The 19,968-nt window shown below is 68.0% G+C and carries 18 protein-coding genes; 6 read left to right on the top strand and 12 right to left on the bottom strand.

Going from position 1 to position 19,968, the window contains the following annotated elements; translation table 11 throughout:
- Window positions 1–60 precede the first annotated feature (60 nt).
- On the top strand, window positions 61–891 hold the full coding sequence (locus N1032_RS02610) for a Bax inhibitor-1/YccA family protein (RefSeq protein WP_259537257.1): 831 nt from the start codon (window positions 61–63) through the stop codon (window positions 889–891).
- A 103-nt stretch (window positions 892–994) separates the two neighbouring features.
- Window positions 995–2,044, top strand: coding sequence for a DUF418 domain-containing protein (locus N1032_RS02605; RefSeq protein ID WP_259537256.1), 1,050 nt, complete (start codon window positions 995–997; stop codon window positions 2,042–2,044).
- A gap of 19 nt (window positions 2,045–2,063) precedes the next feature.
- On the opposite strand, the gene guaA is transcribed toward N1032_RS02605, so the two are convergent.
- The 8 genes from guaA to guaB form a co-directional block, all read right to left on the bottom strand.
- Window positions 2,064–3,659, bottom strand: a complete 1,596-nt coding sequence (guaA, locus tag N1032_RS02600; protein WP_259537961.1) for a glutamine-hydrolyzing GMP synthase — start codon at window positions 3,657–3,659, stop codon at window positions 2,064–2,066.
- Window positions 3,655–4,104: a DUF3817 domain-containing protein gene (locus N1032_RS02595; RefSeq protein WP_259537255.1), complete on the bottom strand. Its 450-nt coding sequence runs from the start codon at window positions 4,102–4,104 to the stop codon at window positions 3,655–3,657. Before N1032_RS02595 ends, guaA begins: the two co-directional genes overlap by 5 nt.
- A 4-nt stretch (window positions 4,105–4,108) precedes the next feature.
- On the bottom strand, window positions 4,109–4,909 hold the full coding sequence (locus N1032_RS02590; protein ID WP_259537254.1) for an SURF1 family cytochrome oxidase biogenesis protein: 801 nt from the start codon (window positions 4,907–4,909) through the stop codon (window positions 4,109–4,111).
- 14 nt (window positions 4,910–4,923) lie between these two features.
- A complete protein-coding gene (locus tag N1032_RS02585; protein WP_259537253.1) occupies window positions 4,924–6,384 on the bottom strand; it encodes a cation:proton antiporter in 1,461 nt (486 codons plus the stop codon).
- Window positions 6,385–6,393: 9 nt separating this feature from the next.
- Window positions 6,394–6,930 (bottom strand): cation:proton antiporter regulatory subunit, encoded by a 537-nt coding sequence (locus N1032_RS02580; RefSeq protein WP_259537252.1) that lies wholly within the window; start codon window positions 6,928–6,930, stop codon window positions 6,394–6,396.
- A gap of 120 nt (window positions 6,931–7,050) precedes the next feature.
- Window positions 7,051–8,781, bottom strand: coding sequence for a glycerol-3-phosphate dehydrogenase/oxidase (locus N1032_RS02575; RefSeq protein ID WP_259537251.1), 1,731 nt, complete (start codon window positions 8,779–8,781; stop codon window positions 7,051–7,053).
- A 44-nt stretch (window positions 8,782–8,825) separates the two neighbouring features.
- On the bottom strand, window positions 8,826–9,944 hold the full coding sequence (locus N1032_RS02570; protein WP_259537959.1) for a GuaB3 family IMP dehydrogenase-related protein: 1,119 nt from the start codon (window positions 9,942–9,944) through the stop codon (window positions 8,826–8,828).
- Between the two features lie 174 nt (window positions 9,945–10,118).
- Window positions 10,119–11,621 (bottom strand): IMP dehydrogenase, encoded by a 1,503-nt coding sequence (guaB, locus tag N1032_RS02565; RefSeq protein ID WP_259537250.1) that lies wholly within the window; start codon window positions 11,619–11,621, stop codon window positions 10,119–10,121.
- Window positions 11,622–11,869: 248 nt separating this feature from the next.
- On the opposite strand from guaB, the gene N1032_RS02560 reads away from it, so the two are divergent.
- From N1032_RS02560 to N1032_RS02545, 4 genes are read left to right on the top strand one after another with little or no spacing between them, the layout of a single operon-like run.
- Window positions 11,870–13,168, top strand: a complete 1,299-nt coding sequence (locus N1032_RS02560) for a branched-chain amino acid ABC transporter permease (protein ID WP_259537956.1) — start codon at window positions 11,870–11,872, stop codon at window positions 13,166–13,168.
- A gap of 14 nt (window positions 13,169–13,182) precedes the next feature.
- On the top strand, window positions 13,183–14,160 hold the full coding sequence (locus tag N1032_RS02555; protein ID WP_259537248.1) for a branched-chain amino acid ABC transporter permease: 978 nt from the start codon (window positions 13,183–13,185) through the stop codon (window positions 14,158–14,160).
- Window position 14,161: 1 nt separating this feature from the next.
- Window positions 14,162–15,136 (top strand): ABC transporter ATP-binding protein, encoded by a 975-nt coding sequence (locus N1032_RS02550; RefSeq protein ID WP_259537955.1) that lies wholly within the window; start codon window positions 14,162–14,164, stop codon window positions 15,134–15,136.
- On the top strand, window positions 15,133–15,972 hold the full coding sequence (locus tag N1032_RS02545; protein ID WP_259537247.1) for an ABC transporter ATP-binding protein: 840 nt from the start codon (window positions 15,133–15,135) through the stop codon (window positions 15,970–15,972). Before N1032_RS02550 ends, N1032_RS02545 begins: the two co-directional genes overlap by 4 nt.
- A gap of 186 nt (window positions 15,973–16,158) precedes the next feature.
- Here the strand turns inward: N1032_RS02545 and N1032_RS02540 are convergent, their stop codons facing one another.
- The 4 genes from N1032_RS02540 to groES form a co-directional block, all read right to left on the bottom strand.
- On the bottom strand, window positions 16,159–17,517 hold the full coding sequence (locus N1032_RS02540; protein ID WP_259537244.1) for an ABC transporter substrate-binding protein: 1,359 nt from the start codon (window positions 17,515–17,517) through the stop codon (window positions 16,159–16,161).
- 153 nt (window positions 17,518–17,670) lie between these two features.
- Complete coding sequence (locus N1032_RS02535) at window positions 17,671–18,480, bottom strand: ABC transporter substrate-binding protein (RefSeq protein ID WP_259537243.1); 810 nt, start codon at window positions 18,478–18,480, stop codon at window positions 17,671–17,673.
- A gap of 71 nt (window positions 18,481–18,551) precedes the next feature.
- Entirely contained in the window at window positions 18,552–19,481 is a 930-nt protein-coding gene (gene rarD / locus N1032_RS02530) for an EamA family transporter RarD (RefSeq protein ID WP_259537954.1), read from the bottom strand.
- 129 nt (window positions 19,482–19,610) lie between these two features.
- Window positions 19,611–19,907 carry a co-chaperone GroES gene (gene groES / locus N1032_RS02525; RefSeq protein ID WP_066041091.1) on the bottom strand — a complete coding sequence of 99 codons (297 nt, stop codon included), beginning with the start codon at window positions 19,905–19,907 and terminating at the stop codon, window positions 19,611–19,613.
- Between the last annotated feature and the right edge of the window lie 61 nt (window positions 19,908–19,968).

The raw sequence follows: 19,968 nt of genomic DNA, 5'->3' as shown, positions 1-19,968 counted from the left end.
CCAGGGTGCACTAAGTTAAAGGGTGTCCACGTTCACGTTCGACACACAGAAGAGACTGACATGGCAGAACCCACCTCGAGCAATCCCGCCTTCGCCCGCAACCCGATCTTCAACGGCAAAGCGGCTGCGACCCAGACCCCGACCATCTCGGCCGAGGGCCTGCAGGAGCTCTACAACAGCCCCGCGGCCACGCCCGCGCAGACCGACCGCATGAGCTACGACGACGTGATCGTCAAGACGGTCGGCATGTTCGTCGTGCTGCTCGTCGGCGCGGCCGCCGGCTTCCTCACCAACTTCCCCGCCCCCACGCCGCTCGGCATCGGGCTGATGATCGTCGGCATCGTCGGCGGTCTCGTGCTCGGCATCGTCAACGCCGTCAAGCGCGAGCCGTCGGTTCCTCTCATCCTGCTCTACGCGGGCCTCGAGGGCCTCGCGGTCGGCGCCCTGTCGGGCTTCTTCGAGGCTCGCTGGTCGGGCATCGTGCTGCAGGCCGTGCTCGCCACCTTCGCGGTCTTCGGCGTCACGCTGGCGCTGTTCGCGAGCGGCAAGGTACGCGCGTCGAAGCGGGCGACCAAGGTCTTCCTGATCGCGATCGTCGGCTACGCGGTGTTCTCGCTCATCAACTTCGTGCTGATGATCACGGGCGCTGTTCCGAACGCCTTCGGCCTGCGCGGCGTCGAGATCTTCGGCATCCCGCTCGGCCTCGTGATCGGCGTGTTCGCCGTCATCCTCGCGGCCTACTCGCTCGTTCTCGACTTCGACGCCATCCAGCGCGGGGTCAAGTCGGGCGCACCGCGCAAGTACGGCTGGTCGGCCGCCTTCGGCCTGGTCGTGACGCTCGTCTGGCTCTACCTCGAGCTGCTGCGCATCATCGCCATCTTCCGAAACTGACGCGGGAGCCATCATCCGCGAGAACGGGGTCGTCCACACGGACGGCCCCGTTCCGCGTTTCCGGCTCCGTTCCCGGCGAGCGACCGGTGGCCGCTCGCGCATCGTGGGGCTCGACATCGCCCGTGGCCTCGCCCTGGTCGGCATGCTCTTCGCCCACACCGTGCCCGAGGGCGACGCCGAGACGGTGTTCGACGGGCGCTCCTCGATTCTCTTCGCCACCATCGCCGGAGTCTCGCTCGGCCTGATGTCGGGCGGCGCGAGCCGCGTCGGTCGCGAAGACCGCGGCCGGGTGGCGCGGGTGGTCGCCCTCCGAGGCGTCGTGCTCGTCGTGCTGGGCCTGGCTCTCACGGCGTTCGACACTCCCGTCGCCATCATCCTCGACACCTACGGGTTGCTGTTCGTCGTCGCGATCCCGCTGCTCTTCGCGCCACGGTGGGCCATCGCCGCGATCGCCGCCGTGAGCGCCCTCCTCGGCCCCGTAGCGGTCGACGCTGTCGATGCCGCGGTCGAGGCGGCCACCGGCCCGGCCGAGAGCGTGGTCGAGAGCGCGTGGGCCTACTTCCCGCTCCGCTGGCTGATCGAGGCCTACCCCGCGCCCGTCTGGCTCGCCTACATCGCCGTGGGCATCCTGGTCGCGCGCTCCGACCTGCGCCGCCCCGTCACACAGCTCGCGCTCGTCGTGCTCGGCGCGCTCGTCGCCGCCGGCGCCTACTCGATCGCCGCCGCCGTCGGGCATCCGGTTCTGGCGCACGACGACACCACCGCCGAGGTGTTGGCCTCGGGCGGCGTGGCTGTCGCCGTGATCGGGGCGCTGGTCGGGCTGACGGCATCGGCACCTCCGCGGATGCGCCGCATCGCCGAGCGTCTGCTCTACCCGCTCGCGGCCGCCGGGTCGATGCCCCTCACCGTCTACACGCTGCAGATCGTCGTGATCTGGGTCTACATCACGATCGTCGACCACCCGGGCGGCTTCCTCGGCTGGCAGAACCTGCCGCTGTTCGTAGGGCTCGCTGTTCCCACGGTGCTCGCCGCGAGTCTCTGGCGACTCCGCTTCGAGCAGGGCCCGTTGGAGTGGGTGGTGAGCCGGGTCACCACGCAACGCCCGTGGCCAGAGAAACGCCGGCGGCAGACGAATCCACCACCGGCGCTCTAGCGAGGTCGAGCCTCGAGCGTCACTCCCACTCGATGGTTCCCGGCGGCTTCGACGTGACGTCGAGCACGACCCGGTTGACCCCGGTGACCTCGTTGGTGATGCGGTTCGAGATGCGCGCCAGCACGTCGTAGGGCAACCGCGTCCAGTCGGCCGTCATGGCGTCTTCGCTCGAGACCGGGCGCAGCACGATCGGGTGGCCGTAGGTGCGGCCGTCGCCCTGCACACCCACCGAGCGCACGTCGGCGAGCAGCACGACCGGGCACTGCCAGATCTCGCTGTCGAGGCCCGCTGCGGTCAGCTCGGCGCGCACGATGGCGTCGGCGTGACGCAACAGGTCGAGGCGCTCGGCCGTCACCTCGCCCACGATGCGGATGCCGAGGCCGGGGCCGGGGAACGGCTGCCGCCCCACGATCTGCTCCGGAAGGCCGAGTTCGCGGCCGATGGCGCGCACCTCGTCTTTGAACAACGCGCGCAGCGGCTCCACGAGCTCGAACTGCAGGTCTTCGGGCAGGCCGCCCACGTTGTGGTGGCTCTTGATGTTCGCGGTGCCGCTGCCGCCGCCCGACTCCACCACGTCGGGGTAGAGGGTGCCCTGCACGAGGAACCGGATGGGGTCGCCGTCTGCCGCGGCCTCGGCCACGAGGTCGGCCTGGGCCTTTTCGAAGGTGCGGATGAACTCGCGCCCGATGATCTTGCGCTTCTGCTCGGGGTCGCTCACGCCGGCGAGAGCGGTCAAGAACTGTTCGCGGGCATCGATGGTGACCAGGCGCACTCCGGTGGAGGCCACGTAGTCTTCTTCGACCTGCCGCCGCTCGCCCTCGCGCAGCAGACCGTGGTCGACGAACACGCACACCAGCTGATCGCCGACCGCCTTGTGCACGAGCGCGCCGGCGACCGCCGAGTCGACGCCGCCGGAGAGGGCGCAGATGACCTTGCCGTCGCCGACCTGAGCCTGGATGGCGGCGACCTGGTCGGCGATGACGTTGCCCGGGTTCCAGTCGGCCGGGATGCCGGCGGCGCGGTGCAGGAAGTTCTCGATCACGGTCTGGCCGTATTGCGTGTGCCTCACCTCGGGGTGCCACTGCACGCCGTAGAGGCCGCGGTCGGGGTTCGCGAACGCGGCAACCGGTGTCGATGAGGTGCTCGCGAGCACGTCGAAGCCCTCGGGGGCCTGCACCACCGAGTCGCCGTGGCTCATCCAGACGGTCTGCTCCGTGGGCTGCTCGCCGAGCAGCGAACCGCCCTGGCCGTCGACGGCCATGTCGGTCGAGCCGTATTCGCGGGCGCCCGTCTTCGCGACCTCGCCGCCGAGGGCCTTCGCCATCACCTGGAAGCCGTAGCAGATGCCCATCACCGGAATGCCGAGGTCGAAGATCGCCGGGTCGAACTCGGGCGCACCCTCTTCGTAGACACTCGACGGCCCACCGCTCAGCACGATGCCCACCGGGTTCTTGGCGGCCACCTCGTCGGCGCTGATCGAGTGCGGCACGATCTCGGAATAGACGCTCGCCTCGCGAACGCGCCGGGCGATCAGCTGCGCATACTGCGCACCGAAGTCGACGACGAGAACCGGGCGGGTGAGGTCGTCGTGGTTCGGAGTGTCTGTTCCGCTAATTGGAGGCCTCCACTGGTTGCGGGGTTGCCGCCTCGGCTTCACGCGAGGCGAGGTAGGTCTTCACCTCACGCGCGACGCGCGCTTCGAGGAAGAAGGAGAGGAACGGGATGACGCCCCCGAGCGCGATGACGATGAACCGGGTGAACGGCCACCGCATCAGGCTCCAGAGGCGGAAGTCGGAGAAGAGGTAGACGACGTAGAACCAGCCGTGGGCGATCAGCACGCCGGTGCTCAGGTTGACGGCGACGGTCGTGCCCGAGGGAACGAACGCCAAGAAGCCCCGGGGGCCGCCGAGCTCGAGCTCGACGCCGATCGGCGTGTATTTCAGCAGCATCTCGACGCAGAGCAGAAGCAGCATGACGCCGGTGATGATCGAGGCGACCTGGTAGAACTTCAGGGCCCCGCGGATGCGCGGGAAGTCCTTCATCTTGGGGGCGAGAGCCATGGATCTAGCCTACCCGCGCATCCGGTGCGTTCTCGTCGGCTTCCTCCAGCTCACGCTCCCAGGCGTCACGCACCAGGCGATACCAGAGGTAGATCGCGAACCCGGCGAACACCACCCATTCGGCGGCGTAGAAGATGTTGAGCCAGTTCAGCTGCACCGAGCGGTCGGGTTCGGGCGAGTCGATCGCGGTGAGACCGGCGGGAGCCTCGTCGACCACGAGGTAGCCGCCGTAGACGTCGGCGTTCGCGTCGAAGTCCGGCCAGGAGTTGATCAGCGACGAAACCGCCATCGTGGTCTCCAGCACGCCGGTGCCGAACGACGACGGGCCGGCCACGGGTTTCTCGGCGTCATCCGGAGCCGGCGCCTCGGTGGGCAGGTAGCGCCCCTCGAGTTGCACCACGCCGGCCGAGCCGCCGGCCGCGAGGGCGTCGACGGCCGCTTGCGCGTCGTCGGCGCTCGAGGTCCAGCCGAGGGCCACGGCGAGCGAGGTGTCGATCAGGCCGTCGACGTGTAGCTGGCCGATCACCCAGTAGCCGGGCTCACCGTCGTTGAGGCGGTCGCCGAGCAGGCCGTAGCCCGACGGCACGTACTCCCCCGCCACACTGACGCGCTGCGCCGCCTGGGTCTCGACCACCGGGGTCTGCGGCTTCGCCACATCGGCCAGCGGACGCACGTTCTCGGTCTGGTCGTTGACGGCGGTGCCGGTGGACACGGCGCGGCCGAGCTGCCACTGCCCGAGCGCCGCGAATCCTGCGGCGACCGCCAGGGCGAGCACGAGCGTCGCGATCCAGCGCGGACGCCTCATCACACTTCCGAGAGTCAATACTCGCTGTCCCTTGCGTTGCGGTTCGGTTCGTCGCCCTGTTGCATCGCCTGCTCGATCAGGCGGTCGATGTTCGCGAGCTCGGGGTCGGCGGTGTCATCGGAGCCTCCGGCGTCATCGAGGCCGTCGCCGGCGAGCGCATCGTCGGCGAGCGGATCGTCGGCGACATCCGGATCGGGGTAGGGGTCGACCCGGTCGGCCTCGAGCTCGCCCTCCATCAGGGCGATCGCCTCGTTCGACACCGGCGACCCCGCCGGAGCGCCCACGGTCTTGGCGGGTGCGCGCTTCTTGTTGGTGCGCAACACGAACGCCCCGATCTTCTCCGAGTTCACGGCGAGGATGGGCCCGATGATGGCCATGATGAGCACGTAGAGCCCCGCGAACGGCTGGATGCGCGCGTCGAGCCCCGCCGCGAGGGCGAGGGTCGCGAGAATGAGCGCGAACTCCCCCCGGTTCTGCAGGATGGCCGCCGTGTTGATGCCCGCCTGGGCGTTCAGGCCGTTCAGCCTGGCCACGAACTGCCCGGCGATGATGTTGAGGCCGATGGTCATGCCGACGGCGATCACCACGGGCACGATCACGAGCGGGAACTTCGACGGGTCGAGCCCCAACCCGAAGTTCAAGAAGAAGAACGCGCCGAACACGTCGCGCAGGGGGATGGCGATCTGTTCGATGCGGTTGCGATAGCGGGTCGCACCCAGCACGAGGCCGATCAGGAAGGCACCGATCGCATCCGTCACCCCGAGGATCTCGCCGAGGCCTCCGAACATGATGGCCAGCCCGAAGAACAGGATGGTGAAGAGCTCGTCGTCTTTGGTGCGGAAGATGCGCGACACGAATCGGCCGCCCCAGCGGGCGACCGCGAACATGACGACCAAGAAGACGAAGGCGATCACGAGCTTGCCGACCACCGGCCAGATCTCGGTCTCGCCGCTCAGCACCACCGAGACGATCGCCAGGTAGATCGCGATGAAGACGTCTTCGACCACCGTCACGCCCAGGATCATCGGCGTCTCGCGGTTGGCCAGCCGGTTCAGTTCGATCAGCAGTTTCGTGACGATGGCGCTCGAGGATGTCGCGGTGATTCCCGCGATGATCAGCGCTTCACGGGAACCCCAGCCCACCAGGAAGCCGAACACGAGCCCGACCGCCATGTTGATGGCGATGTAGGAGCCGCCCGAGATGATGAGCTTGCCGGCGTTGCTGAAGAACTCGTCTTGATCGAACTCGAGCCCCAGGTTGAACAGCAGCAGGATCAACCCGAAGACCGCGATCAACTCGATGTAGTCGCCGTGCGCGAAGCTGAGCGGGAACCAGGTGAAGTAGGGGCTCGCGATCAGCCCCACGACCATGTAGATCGGAATCGCGGGCAGGCCGATCGACTTTCCCAACCGCCCCAGCACATAGGCGATGACGAACAGGATGCCGAGAACGAGGAGGTCGGGGCCCAGGTGCATTCGGCGGGCCTAGCTGAGGCCGGGAGAGCCGTCGACCACTCCGGCCCGGAGCTTCGCCTCACCGGTGCGGAAGAAGTTGAACGCCTTGGCGACCTTCTCGGGCGAACCGGCCACGACGAGCGTGTCGCCGGGGAACACCTTGAAGTCGGTCGCCGGCGCGGGGTTGGTGGAGTCGCCGCGCACGACGGCCACGACGGTGAGACCTGCGATGCCGCGCTCGGCCGGGCTGCCGAGGGGCTGGCCGGCGATGTGGTCGTCGTAATCGACCGTGAACCAGTCGATGCTGAGGCCCGGGATCTGGTCGAGCGCCGTCAGCGACTCGGTGATCTGGGTGCCGCCGAGCAGCTCGGCGAGGGTGTGCGCTTCGTCTTCGGAGAGGCGGAGTGAGATCTTGGTGGCGTTCGAGCCGTCTTCGTCGTCGGAGAACGTGATGAGGTCGCTGTGCCCGGAGCGGTGGGCGATCACGCCGACCTTGCCGCCGTCCGACGTCTTGAACGTGTGCAGCACCCCCACGCCGGGAAGCTTGACTCGCCGAACGTCCACCATGGCTGTCTCCTCAGGAAAACCTCATCGCGATCATCCGATCCGCGGTGATTCCAGTTTAGTCGAGGGGGCGGCATCACCCGTCGTCGCCGGCTGCCCGTTCGCGCCCAGCGCAGCCGCCTGTCAGTCCACCTTCACGATGTCGGGCGCCTCGAGCCGGATGCGCTCGGCCGACTCGTCGTCGGGCTGCTCCTGACTCGCCCGCTCGGCGGCGACGCGTTCGAGGTAGACCGTGACCTCGTGCTGGATGCGCTCCTCGTCCCAGCCGAGCACCTCGCCCATCAGCCGTGCGGCCACCGGCGCCGCCGACACCCCGCGGTCCCAGGCCTCGATCGAGATGCGGGTGCGGCGCGCCAGCACGTCGTCGAGGTGCAGCGCGCTCTCGTGCGACGCCGCATAGACCACTTCGGCGCCGATGTAGTCGTCGGCCCCGGGCAGCGGCTCCGCCAGCTCGGGCCGCTCGGCGATCAGGTCGAGCAATTCGTCGGTGAGCGTGCCGTAGCGGTTCAGCAGATGCTCGATCCGCACGGTGTGCACCCCGAACCGGCGCGCGATCTTGGCGCGCTTGTTCCAGGCCGCCTGGTAGCCCTCGGCCCCGAGCAACGCGATGTCCTGCGTCACCGACGGCGAGATCTTGCCGTCGAGCGCCGAGACCGCGGCGTCGATGGCGTCTTTGGCCATGATGCGGTAGGTCGTCCATTTGCCCCCGGCCACCACGACGAGCCCGGGCACCGAGTGCGCCACGAGGTGCTCGCGCGAGAGCTTGGAGGTCTGCTCCGACTCGCCGGCGAGCAACGGGCGCAGGCCCGCGAACACACCCTCCACGTCTTCGCGCGTGAGCGGCACGGCGAGCACCTTGTTGACGTGTTCGAGCAGGTAGTCGATGTCGGCCGCCGTCGCCGCCGGATGCGCCTTGTCGAGGTGCCAGTCGGTGTCGGTGGTGCCGATCAGCCAGTGCCGGCCCCACGGAATGACGAAGAGCACGCTCTTCTCGGTGCGCAGCAGCAGGCCCGACTTGCCCTGGAACCGGTCGCGCGGCACCACCAGGTGGATTCCCTTCGAGGCCCGCACCTTGAACTGGCCGCGCTCGCCCACCATCGCCTGGGTGTCATCGGTCCACACCCCGGTCGCGTTCACGACCTGCTTCGCCCGGATGTCGAACTTCTCGCCCGACTCGAGGTCGTGCGCGTGCACGCCGACCACGCGTTCGCCCACCTTGATGAACCCGTCGACCTGCACCCGGCTCGCCACGTGCGCACCATAGGAGGCCGCCGTGCGCGCGACGCTCGCCACGTAACGGGCGTCGTCGACCTGGGCGTCGTAGTAGGTGATGCCGCCGATCAGCGCGTCTTTCGACAGGCTGGGCATGAGCGTCTGCACCTGGCGGCGCGAGAGGTGGCGGTGGTGCGGCACCCCCGGAGGGCGTCCGCCCGAGTACGAGAAGATGTCATAGAGCAGCATGCCGGCGCCGATGTAGGCGCGCTCGATGACCCGTTTGTTCAGGGGGTAGAGAAACCGCACCGGCTTCACCAGGTGCGGGGCGATGCGCTGCAGCAGCAGCCCGCGCTCGATCAGGGCCTCGCGCACCAGGCGGAAATCGAGCTGCTCCAGGTAACGGATGCCGCCGTGCACGAGCTTCGACGAACGGCTCGACGTGCCCGACGCCCAGTCCCGTGCCTCGACCATTCCGACCCGCAGGCCCCGGGTGACGGCATCCAGGGCGCTACCGGTGCCGACGATGCCGCCGCCCACCACCAGGATGTCGAGTTCTTTCGACTTGAGGGCCTCGATCGCCGCCGCTCGTTCCTCCGGGCCGATCTTCGTCGAGTGCGAAACCGAACTTGTCGTGCCCATGAGACTCTCCTTCGTTGGTGAGCTAACTGCCCTCGTTCTTTACGCTAGTCAACCCGGTAGGGGGCGACAACCACTTCGATGCGCTGGAACTCCTTGAGGTCGGAGTAGCCCGTCGTCGCCATCGAACGGCGCAGTGCGCCGATCAGGTTGGCGGTGCCGTCGGCGACCGGTGAGGGGCCGTAGAGGATCTGCTCGAGCGGCGCCACGGTGCCCACGTGCACCCGGTTGCCCCGCGGAAGCTGGGAGTGGTGGGCCTCGGGGCCCCAGTGGTAACCGCCGCCTGGGGCATCCGTCGCTCGCGCCAGCGCGGTGCCGAGCATGACGGCGTCGGCGCCGACCGAGATGGCCTTCACGATGTCGCCCGAGGTGCCGAGGCCGCCGTCGGCGATGACGTGCACGTAGCGGCCGCCCGACTCGTCCATGTAGTCACGGCGTGCGCCCGCGACATCCGCCACCGCGGTGGCCATGGGGGCGTGGATGCCGAGGGTCGCGCGGGTGGTGGAGGCGGCTCCCCCGCCGAAACCGACGAGCACCCCGGCGGCGCCGGTGCGCATGAGGTGCAGGGCCGCGGTGTAGGTGGCGGCGCCGCCCACGATCACCGGCACGTCGAGTTCGTAGATGAACTTCTTGAGGTTGAGCGGCTCGACGTTCTTCGACACGTGCTCGGCCGACACCGTGGTGCCGCGGATGACGAACAGGTCGACGCCGGCGGCCACGACGGTCTCGTAGAGCTCCTGGGTGCGCTGGGGCGACAGCGAGCCGGCGACGGTGACGCCCGAGGCGCGGATCTCGGCCAGTCGCGCCGCGACGAGCTCGGGCTTCACCGGCTCGGCGTAGATCTGCTGCATGCGCTCGGTGGCGCGGTCGTCGGGCAGGCTGCGGATCTCGGCCAGCAGGGGCTCGGGGTCTTCGTAGCGCGTCCACAGACCCTCGAGGTCGAGCACGCCGAGGCCGCCGAGCTGGCCGATCATGATCGCCGTCTTCGGCGACACCACGGAGTCCATCGGGGCGGCGAGCACGGGGATGTCGAACTGGTAGGCGTCGATCGACCAGTTCACCGAGACGTCTTGCGGGTCGCGGGTGCGCCGCGACGGCACCACCGCGATGTCGTCGAAGGCATAGACGCGGCGACCCCGCTTTGCGCGGCCGATTTCAATTTCCATCACGCTTCATCCTATCCGGGCGCCCGTCCCCCGGCCCGGGCCTCCACTGGCCCGGCGTCGCCCTCCCCCGCGAGAAGTCACAATCCGTTCCCCACACCCCCACCGAGCAACGAAAAGTGACTTCTCGGCGGAGGTGGGGCAACCTGAGCGAACTACCGCCCGTCCCGCCAGGTACTACCGACGGTAGTTCGGCGCCTCCACCACCATCTGCACGTCGTGCGGGTGCGACTCCTTGAGGCCCGCAGCGGTGATGCGCACGAAGCGCCCCTTCACCTTGAGCTCGGGGATGGTGCGCGCGCCCACGTAGAACATCGACTGCCGCAGCCCGCCGGCCAGCTGGTAGGCCACCGACGACAGCGGGCCGCGGTAGGGCACCTGGCCCTCGATGCCCTCGGCGATGAGCTTGTCGTCCGACGGCACGTCGGACTGGAAGTAGCGGTCCTTCGAGTACGAGGTCTTCTGCCCCCGGGTCTGCAGCGCGCCGAGCGAGCCCATGCCGCGGTAGTTCTTGAACTGCTTGCCGTTGACGAACACGAGGTCGCCGGGGCTCTCGTCGCAGCCGGCGAGCAGCGAGCCGAGCATCACGGTGTCGGCGCCGGCGACCAGCGCCTTGGCGATGTCGCCCGAGTACTGCAGGCCGCCGTCGGCGATCACCGGAACTCCGGTCTCACGAGCGGCGAGGGAAGCTTCATAGACCGCTGTCACCTGGGGCACGCCCACGCCCGCGACCACGCGGGTGGTGCAGATCGAGCCTGGCCCGACACCCACCTTGATGGCGTCGGCTCCCGCGTCGATCAGCGCCTGCGCGCCCGAGCGGGTGGCCACGTTGCCACCGATGACGTCGACGTCGGCGAAGGCCGAGTCGCTCTTCAGGCGACGGATGATGTCGAGCACGCCTGCGCTGTCGCCGTTCGCTGTGTCGACCACGATCACGTCGACACCCGCGTCGAGCAGGTTGGTGGCGCGCTGCCAGGCGTCGCCGAAGAAGCCGATCGCGGCACCCACCCTCAGGCGCCCGGCGGCGTCTTTCGTGGCGTTGGGGTACTTCTCGCTCTTGTCGAAGTCCTTAACCGTGATGAGACCGGTGAGACGCCCGGAGTCGTCGACGATCGGCAGCTTCTCGATCTTGTGCTGCGCGAAGATGGCGACCGCGTCATCCGGGTCGACGCCGACCTTGGCGGTGATGAGCGGCATCTTGGTCATCACGTCGCGCACGAGGGTGGTCGACTTCTCGAACTGCGACACGAACCGCATGTCGCGGTTGGTGATGATGCCCACCAGCACACCGGAACCGTCGACGACCGGCAGACCCGACACGCGGTAGACGCCGCACAGCGCATCGACCTCGGCCACGGTCGCGTCGGGGGTCGTGGTCACCGGGTCGGTCACCATGCCCGACTCGCTGCGCTTCACGCGGTCGACCTGTTCGGCCTGATCGACGATCGACAAGTTGCGGTGCAGGATGCCGAGGCCACCCTCCCGGGCCATGGCGACGGCCATGCGCGACTCCGTGACGGTGTCCATCGCCGCCGAGAGCAGCGGGGTGGCGACCTGGATGCGGCGGGTCAGGCGCGACGACGTGTCGGCCTCGCTCGGGATGACGTCGGTGTGCCCGGGCAGGAGCATCACGTCGTCATACGTCAATCCAACAAAACCGAACGGATCCGCCTGGTCCATCTCACTCCTCTAAACGCCCGAAACCTGTCTAAATGCTAACGGTTAGGCGCTCTCGTTATTCCGGTGTAGAAATGACGGACGTCGAAGATGGCCACCTGAAACACCGTGGACACAATTCGAATGTATGGTCTAGCAATGTCGCTACGACCATAGACACGGAGATCGCCGCTGCACCCGGCGGTCTCCTTCCAGGAGGTGCTGTCTTGATCGCAGGTATCCGTCTCGGACGCGGTGTCCGCTTGACCACGATGATCGTCGCAGTGCTAGCGCTCTGCCTCGGCTTCGCGCTCGGCGCCGCAGCCACTTCGGCAAGGGCCACCGAAACGCCCGCACCAACCCCGACGTCGACCGATTCCGGCGATTTCACCACGACCTACACCATCGGCGGAATCCTCCGCGACGGCGACACCCTCGTCGCCGGCGCCGAGGTCACGGTCGAGGGCGGCGACTTCTCCGAGGTCGCGACGACGGATGACACGGGCCGCTGGTCTGTGGTCGTGCCGGGCAAGGGCGACTACACCGTCACCCTCGACCCCGAGACGCTTCCCGACGGCGTCGAGCTGCGCGATCCCGACAAGAGCTCGGCGACCGTCTCCGCCGGCGAATGGCAGACCAACACGATCACGAGGTCGTTCCCGCTCGGCGCTGACACCCGTCAGACGACGGGCTTCTTCGAGCAGTTCCTGCAACGCCTCGCGGCCGGCCTCAACTTCGGTCTGCTGATCGCCCTCGCCGCCATCGGCATCACACTCATCTTCGGCACCACGGGCCTCAACAACTTCGCCCACGGCGAGATGGTGACCTTCGGGGCCATCGTGGCGTGGGTGGTCGCGGTGCTGCTCGGCATCAACATCTTCATCGCGATGGTGGTCGCCCTCGTGCTCGGTGGCGTGTTCGGCTACCTGAACGACTGGTTGCTCTGGAAACCCTTGAGACGCAAGGGGGTGAAACTCGTGCAGGCCATGATCGTGTCGATCGGTCTCGCGATCGCCCTGCGTTACCTCTATCTGTTCAACATCGGCGGCGACACGAAGACGATGAACGTCGGGCTCTCCGACGCCGTCGTACTCGGGCCGGTGCGCATCACCACGGGATCGCTGATCAGCATGCTGATCTCGGTGGTCGTGCTCGTGCTGGTCGGCCTCTTCCTCACTCGCACCCGCATCGGCAAGGCGACGCGGGCCGTCTCCGACAACCCGTCGCTCGCGGCGGCATCCGGAATCGACGTCGACCGCATCATCCGCATCGTCTGGGTGCTCGCCGGCGCCCTCGCAGCCCTCGCCGGCGTGATGCTGGCCCTCTACCGCCAGGTGTCGTGGGACATGGGCTTCCAGGTGCTGCTGCTGATGTTCGCGGCCGTCACGCTCGGTGGTCTCGGCTCGGCCTACGGCGCGCTGGTGGGCTCGATCGTCGTGGGCCTGTTCGTCGAGCTGTCGACCCTGTTCATACCGCCGGACCTGAAGTACGCCGCGGCTCTCGTGGTGCTCATCCTGGTGCTCCTCGTGCGACCGCAGGGCATCCTCGGGCGTAAAGAACGAATCGGTTAAGGGAGGAGAGACTCATGGACTGGGGAAACATCTTCGGCAATGCCGTCGGCGAGATCATCAGCCCGACGACCGCGGCCTATGCGCTCGCGGCCATCGGCCTCGGCATCCACTTCGGCTACACGGGCCTCCTGAACTTCGGTCAGGCCGCCTTCCTCCTCATCGGCGCCTACGCGTTCGCCATCCCGACGCTCGCGGGCGCACCGCTCATCGTCGCGGTGCTGAGCGCCATCATCTGCTCGGTGATCTTCGCGTTCATCCTCGGCATCCCGACGCTGCGACTGCGGGCCGACTACCTGGCCATCGTCACGATCGCGGCGGCCGAGGTGGTGCGCTACATCGTGACCACGACCGGGCTCACCGACTTCACCGGTGCGGCGAACGGCCTCTCCGGCTTCAAGGGCACCTTCGCGGCGATCAACCCGATTCCCGAGGGCCGTTACGGCTTCGGCCCGTTCACCTACAACGAATACGACTGGTGGATCCGCATCGTCGGCTGGGCCCTCGTGGTGCTCGCCAGCGTGCTGGTGTTCCTTCTGATGCGCAGCCCCTGGGGCCGCGTGGTGAAGGGCATCCGTGAAGACGAGGATGCCGTGCGCTCGCTCGGCAAGAACGTCTACTCCTACAAGATGCAGGCCCTGGTTCTCGGTGGCGTGATGGGCTCGGTCGCGGGCATCATCTTCATCCTGCCGCGAGCGGTGCAGCCGGCGAACTACACCACCGGCCTCACCTTCTTCATCTGGACGATCATGCTGCTGGGTGGCGCGGCCACCATCTTCGGCCCCATCGTCGGCTCGATGATCTTCTGGGTCGTGCTCTCGCTCACCCAGGGCATCCTCTACGGCGCCATCGAATCCGGTGCCCTGAGTTTCATCAGCACCACTCAGGCTGGGCAGATACGATTCATCCTCGTCGGTGTCGCGCTCATGCTGCTCGTCATCTTCAGACCGCAAGGTATTTTCGGAAACAAGAAGGAGCTGTCCTTCAGTGTCTAACATCTCAGAACCCGCCGTCGTCGCCACCCACCCGCTCGTCAAGGGCGAGGTCGGCCCGGGCTGCGCCAAGACCGATCCGATCGTGATCGCCGACCACGTGACCCGCCAGTTCGGCGGCCTCAAAGCCGTGGATGTCGATCACCTCGAGATTCCCCGCGGGCAGATCACCGCGCTCATCGGCCCGAACGGGGCCGGCAAGACCACGATGTTCAACCTGCTCACCGGCTTCGACAAGCCGAACACCGGCACCTGGGAGTTCGACGGCAAGTCGCTCGCGGGCGTTCCGGCCTTCAAGGTGGCTCGCGCCGGCATGGTGCGCACCTTCCAGCTGACCAAGTCGCTCGGCCGCCTCTCGGTGCTGCAGAACATGCTGCTCGGCGCCACCGGCCAGAAGGGCGAGGGCCTGTTCAGCGCCCTGTTCAAGCCGCTGTGGCGCAAGCAGGAAGAAGAGAACACGGCCCGCGCCGACGACCTCCTCGCCCGCTTCAAGCTCGACGCCAAGCGCGAAGACTACGCCGCCTCGCTCTCGGGCGGCCAGCGCAAGCTCCTCGAGATGGCCCGCGCGCTCATGTCGAAGCCCGAGCTGATCATGCTCGACGAGCCGATGGCGGGTGTCAACCCGGCGCTCACGCAGTCGCTGCTCGGCCACATCAAGAACCTCAAGAGCGACGGCACCTCGGTGCTGTTCGTCGAGCACGACATGCACATGGTCATGCACATCTCCGACTGGGTGATCGTGATGGCCGAGGGCCGCGTGGTGGCCGAAGGGCCGCCCGAGAGCGTCATGAAAGACCCCGCCGTGATCGACGCCTACCTGGGCGCGCACCACGACGAAGACCTCGGCGACCTGATGGAAGACGGCCCGAACCCCGTGCTCGAGGCCGAGCGCAAGGCTCGCGAGGCGCATCCGGAGGTCGACGAGGGCCCCGGCTACGGCGAGACCACCACACCCCCGGCAGCGGAGAGGGAGCGATGAGCGACATCAACCCGAACGAGGTCAACGACGAGACGAACGTGCTCGCCGAGGACTCCGCGCGTGCACGCCCCCAGGGCCCGCACACCCTCGCGCCCACCGACCGCGGCGAGCCGGTGCTCAAGACCGACAACCTGATCGGCGGCTACCTGCCGGGCGTGAACATCTTGAACGGCTGCACGATCGAGGCCTACCCGGGCGAGCTGATCGGCATCATCGGGCCCAACGGCGCCGGCAAGTCGACGGTGCTCAAGGCGATCTTCGGCCAGATCAAGATCCGCGGTGGCAAGGTCATCCTGAAGGGTGAGGACATCACGGGCCTCAAGGCCAACAAGCTCGTCACCAAGGGTGTCGGCATGGTGCCGCAGAACAACAACGTCTTCCCGAGCCTCACAATCGAGGAGAACCTCGAGATGGGCCTGTTCCAGAAGCCGTCGATCTTCGCGGAACGCTTCGACTTCGTCACCACCCTCTTCCCCGAGCTCGGCAAGCGCCGCAAGCAGCGCGCCGGCTCGCTCTCGGGCGGTGAGCGCCAGATGGTGGCCATGGGCCGGGCGCTCATGATGGAGCCATCCGTTCTGCTGCTCGACGAGCCGTCGGCGGGCCTCTCGCCCGTGCGCCAGGACGAGACGTTCATGCGCGTGCACCAGATCAACCGCGCCGGCGTCTCGGTCATCATGGTGGAGCAGAACGCGCGCCGCTGCCTGCAGATCTGCGACCGGGCCTACGTGCTCGACCAGGGCCGCGACGCCTACACGGGCACCGGCCGCGAGCTCATGAAAGACCCCAAGGTCATCGAGCTCTACCTCGGCACCCTGGCGGCCGATCAGGGCCACTAGGCCCGCCTCACCCGCCTCGAGAAGTCGAGAAACGCCCCAAGACTGCGGTCTTGGGGCGTTTTTTGACGTCTCGACGAGGGCCGGGCGGGCGCTAGCCCGCGCCCGCGCCGCGACCACGCGCGCCCGGCACAGCGAAAGGCCCGGCACCCTCCGAGGAGGGGCCGGGCCTTCCGGTGTTCGGGAGGACTACTCCGCGAGCGAGCCGAACTCGACGTTCAGCGGCGCGTAGGTGTTGTCCGAGCCGTACTGGTAGATGCCGATGTAGGCCTCGGTCGGGTCACCGTTGTCATCGAACGTGATCGGGCCGGAGATGCCGTCGTAGTCGATGTCGGTGCCCGCAGCGAGCAGGTCGGCGCACTCCGAGAAGCTGGTGCACTTCGTGCCACCCTCAGAGACCGCCTGCATGTTCGCCTGGATGGCGGGGCCGGTGGCCGAGCCGCCGGCGATCGCCGCGAGGGCCATCAGGTTCACCGCGTCGTAGGACTCAGCCGCGTAGCTGAAGTCGGTCAGATCGGGGTTCACACCGAGCAGCTTGGCCTTGAACGCGTCGTCAGCGAGAACGCCGGGGAGCGTGCCCTTGGCGCAGTTCAGGGTGCCCTCGTCGAAGTCGGCCGAGTAGTCGGCCAGGTTGCCGTCGACGAAGTAGACCTTGCCGCCGTCGTAACCCTTGGTTCCGACGAGCTCGGGGATGATGACCTTGGTCTGGTCGAACGCGATCAGCGCGATGGCGTCGGGGTCTTCGGCCACGACGGCGTCGATCTGAGCGCTGAACTGGCTGTCGCCTTCGTTGAAGGCCTCCGACGCGACGACGGTTCCACCGGCCGCTTCGACAGCCTTGGCGACGTTCTCTTCGAGACCGGAGCCGTAGGCGTCGTTGAGGTAGATGATGCCGATGTTCGTGGCGCCGTCACCGACCATCAGGTTGCCGAGCACGCGGCCCTGCAGCACGTCGGACGGGGCGGTGCGGAAGTAGTAGCCGCCGTCGTCGTAGGTCGAGAAGTCGGGCGAGGTGTTCGCCGGCGAGATCTGAACGACCTGAGCGCCGGTCACCTGGTCGATGAAGGTGAACGAGACACCGGATGACGCAGCACCCACGATGCCCGCGACGCCCTGGCTGAGCAGGTCGGTCGCCGACTGGGTCGCGATGTCGGTCGTGGTGTCGCCGGAGTCGCGGTGGATGACCTCGACGTTGCCGCCGAGAACGCCGGATGCCGATGCGTTGATCTCGTCGACGGCCAGGTCGACACCCGCGATCTCGGGCGGGCCGAGGAAGGCGAGGCTACCGGTGGTCGGCAGGATCGAACCGATCTTCAGGGTCGTGTCGCGGGTCTGGGCTGCCTCAGGCGCGGTTGCCGTGATGTCGGCCGCCGTGGTCGCCGCGTCGGGCCCGCAGATCGCTGCGGCCGCGGTGGTCTCTCCGCCGTCGTCAGACGGGGTCGACGCGCACGAGGCCAGCAGCAAAGCGCCGGCACTGAACGCGGCAACGCCCGCAAGGATCGACAGGGGCTTCGAGCGCGAGGTGGTGACCTTCGCGAATACGCTCATGGTGCTCCTTATGTGAATGTGTGCAGTTTCTCGGCAGACTCGAAGAATCGCCGTGCATTCAAGCTATGCGCCCGAGCGCCCCGGAACAATACGTGCGTGTTACAGCCGTGTAACACGGCCAAATCGTTACCTTGCGGTGACATGGCCGCGCTCTCAGCGGGTGAGTCCGATCAGCACGAGCGTGCCGGCGACGGGGGCCGCGGCATCCGTCGTCAGCGTCGACGCCACCCCGGTGTAGCGGATGTCGGCGCGCGACTTCAGCACGTCGAGACAGGCCCCGTAGCTCGAGCAGGCCACCCCGCCCGAGGTCACGGCCGGGAGGAACTCGGCGATCGAGGCCGCCCCGTCGTCGCCCGCGAGCTCGGCGGCGAGGGCGATCATGACCGTGGCGTCGTAGCTCTCGGCGCCGAAGGCGGTGTCGGCGAGGGTGGGGTCGGAGGAGCGCAGGCGGGCGGCGAAGGCGTCGTCGACGGCCTCGGGCTCGGCCACCGCGGTCACCCCCGGCAGGCCCGCTGCGAGCGCGGCCGCGCCGATCGCGTCGACCAGGTCGGCGCTGTTCGGCCCGACGACGGCATCGACCCCGCGCCCGGCGAACGTGGCGACGCTCTCGGCGCCGCGGGTGCTCGTCGCGTCGGCGGCATCCCCCGGCACCACGATCACCGGTGTGCCGAGCGCGCCACCGGCTTCGGCGATGTCGCGTGCGGCCAGCGCGACTCCGGCGAGGCCGGCGTTGCCGTGCACGGCGTTCGCCCCCGAGAGCGGCACGAGCGCGCCGATCACGACGGTGCCGTCGCCCGTGGGGTTCGGCTGCACCATGGTGGCGACCGGTGTCGGCGTGCCCGAGGGCACCGCCGGGCCGCTCACGCACGCGGTGAGCGCGACCGCCACCGCGGTGGCGAGCACGGCGAGCGCCGCGCGGCGTGCGGAGGCAGGTCGTCGGGTGCGGGTCGAGCCGGGAATCATGTCGGTTTCACCATATCGCCGCTGCGACCCGGAACTCTGCGACTCAGAGCCCGCGACTCAGAACACCCGACTCAGAGCCCCTCGACCTCGAGGTCGAGCGGCTTCGACTGGCGCGAGGCCCGCAGCATGTCGACGACGAGCAGCGCGAGCGACACCCACACGATCGCGAATCCCGCCCAGCGCTCGGGCGGCATCGGCTCCTTCAGCACGAAGACGCCGATGGCGAACTGCAGAATGGGCGCGATGAACTGCATGAACCCCACATAGACCAGGGGCAGTCGGCGGGTCGCCGATGCGAAGAGCAGCAGCGGGATGGCCGTGGCCACCCCCGAGACCAGCATCAGCACGGTGTGCCACACGCTCACGCTGCCGAACACCAGCCCGCTCACCTGACCCACGACGATGAGCTGCACGATCGCGACCGGGGTCAGCCACACCGTCTCGAGCGTCAGGCCGCTCACGGCGTCGACGCGCGGCCCGACCACCTTCTTCACCAGGCCGTAGAGCCCGAACGACGAGGCGAGCACGAGGGCGATCCAGGGCACCGAGCCGTAGCCCACCGTGAGCACCACCACGGCGAGCGCGCTCACGCCGATGGCGACCCATTGCAGAACGCGAAGCCGCTCGCGCAGCACGAGCACACCGAGCAGCACGGTGACGATCGGGTTGATGAAGTAGCCGAGGGATGTCTCGACCACCTGGTTCGAGAGGGTGCCGAGGATGTAGGTCTGCCAGTTGACGTAGATGAGCGCCCCCGCGAGACCCATGAGCAGCAGGATCTTGGGCTGACGCGCGATCGCCAGGAACGGCTTCCAGGTGCGCAGCGACGTGATGAGCACGACGCAGAAGACGAGTGAGAACAGGATGCGCCACGCCACGATCTCGAAGGCGCCGGCGGGCCGCAGCAAGAGGAAGTAGAGGGGGAACACACCCCAGAGAACGTAAGCGACGAGGGCGCTCACGAGCCCGGTGCGGAATCGCTGCGACTCCGAGCCCGAGATGGTGAGCACGTTCGAGGGCGGAGGGGGCGGTGGCACCGACAAACTCTACCCCCGCAGACGCCCCGGCCCGGAACGCAGAAGAACCCGGGCGGCCTGAGCCACCCGGGTTCTGTCAGTGTGCGATTCGCGTCAGCGAACGACCACCGCGAGCACGTCGCGAGCCGAGAGCACGAGGAAGTCTTCGCCCGCGTACTTCACCTCGGTTCCGCCGTACTTGGAGTAGATGACCTTGTCGCCGACAGCGACGTCGAGCGGCACGCGGTTGCCGTTGTCGTCGATGCGGCCGGGGCCGACGGCGACGACTTCGCCCTCCTGGGGCTTCTCCTTGGCGGTGTCAGGAATGACGAGACCGGAAGCAGTGGTCTGCTCAGCTTCGACCTGCTTGATGACGATGCGATCCTCGAGCGGCTTGATGGAGACCGACACGGTTGACCTCTTCTTTCTCAGTTACAAAACGTCTGGGTTAGCACCCTCACACCGAGAGTGC

This window comes from Herbiconiux daphne (assembly GCF_024979295.1).
Classification (GTDB): Bacteria; Actinomycetota; Actinomycetes; order Actinomycetales; family Microbacteriaceae; genus Herbiconiux; species Herbiconiux daphnes.
This window is presented reverse-complemented; position numbering and strand designations above follow the sequence as displayed.

What these genes read in the sequence shown, in the direction of transcription:
- N1032_RS02610 (WP_259537257.1), top strand. Translation starts at nt 61, where the DNA reads ATGGCAGAACCCACCTCGAGCAATCCCGCCTTCGCCCGCAACCCGATC.
- N1032_RS02595 (WP_259537255.1), bottom strand. Translation starts at nt 4,104, where the DNA reads ATGGCTCTCGCCCCCAAGATGAAGGACTTCCCGCGCATCCGCGGGGCC.
- N1032_RS02590 (WP_259537254.1), bottom strand. Translation starts at nt 4,909, where the DNA reads ATGAGGCGTCCGCGCTGGATCGCGACGCTCGTGCTCGCCCTGGCGGTC.
- N1032_RS02585 (WP_259537253.1), bottom strand. Translation starts at nt 6,384, where the DNA reads ATGCACCTGGGCCCCGACCTCCTCGTTCTCGGCATCCTGTTCGTCATC.
- N1032_RS02580 (WP_259537252.1), bottom strand. Translation starts at nt 6,930, where the DNA reads ATGGTGGACGTTCGGCGAGTCAAGCTTCCCGGCGTGGGGGTGCTGCAC.
- N1032_RS02575 (WP_259537251.1), bottom strand. Translation starts at nt 8,781, where the DNA reads ATGGGCACGACAAGTTCGGTTTCGCACTCGACGAAGATCGGCCCGGAG.
- N1032_RS02570 (WP_259537959.1), bottom strand. Translation starts at nt 9,944, where the DNA reads ATGGAAATTGAAATCGGCCGCGCAAAGCGGGGTCGCCGCGTCTATGCC.
- guaB (WP_259537250.1), bottom strand. Translation starts at nt 11,621, where the DNA reads ATGGACCAGGCGGATCCGTTCGGTTTTGTTGGATTGACGTATGACGAC.
- N1032_RS02560 (WP_259537956.1), top strand. Translation starts at nt 11,870, where the DNA reads ATGATCGTCGCAGTGCTAGCGCTCTGCCTCGGCTTCGCGCTCGGCGCC.
- N1032_RS02555 (WP_259537248.1), top strand. Translation starts at nt 13,183, where the DNA reads ATGGACTGGGGAAACATCTTCGGCAATGCCGTCGGCGAGATCATCAGC.
- N1032_RS02545 (WP_259537247.1), top strand. Translation starts at nt 15,133, where the DNA reads ATGAGCGACATCAACCCGAACGAGGTCAACGACGAGACGAACGTGCTC.
- N1032_RS02540 (WP_259537244.1), bottom strand. Translation starts at nt 17,517, where the DNA reads ATGAGCGTATTCGCGAAGGTCACCACCTCGCGCTCGAAGCCCCTGTCG.
- N1032_RS02535 (WP_259537243.1), bottom strand. Translation starts at nt 18,480, where the DNA reads ATGATTCCCGGCTCGACCCGCACCCGACGACCTGCCTCCGCACGCCGC.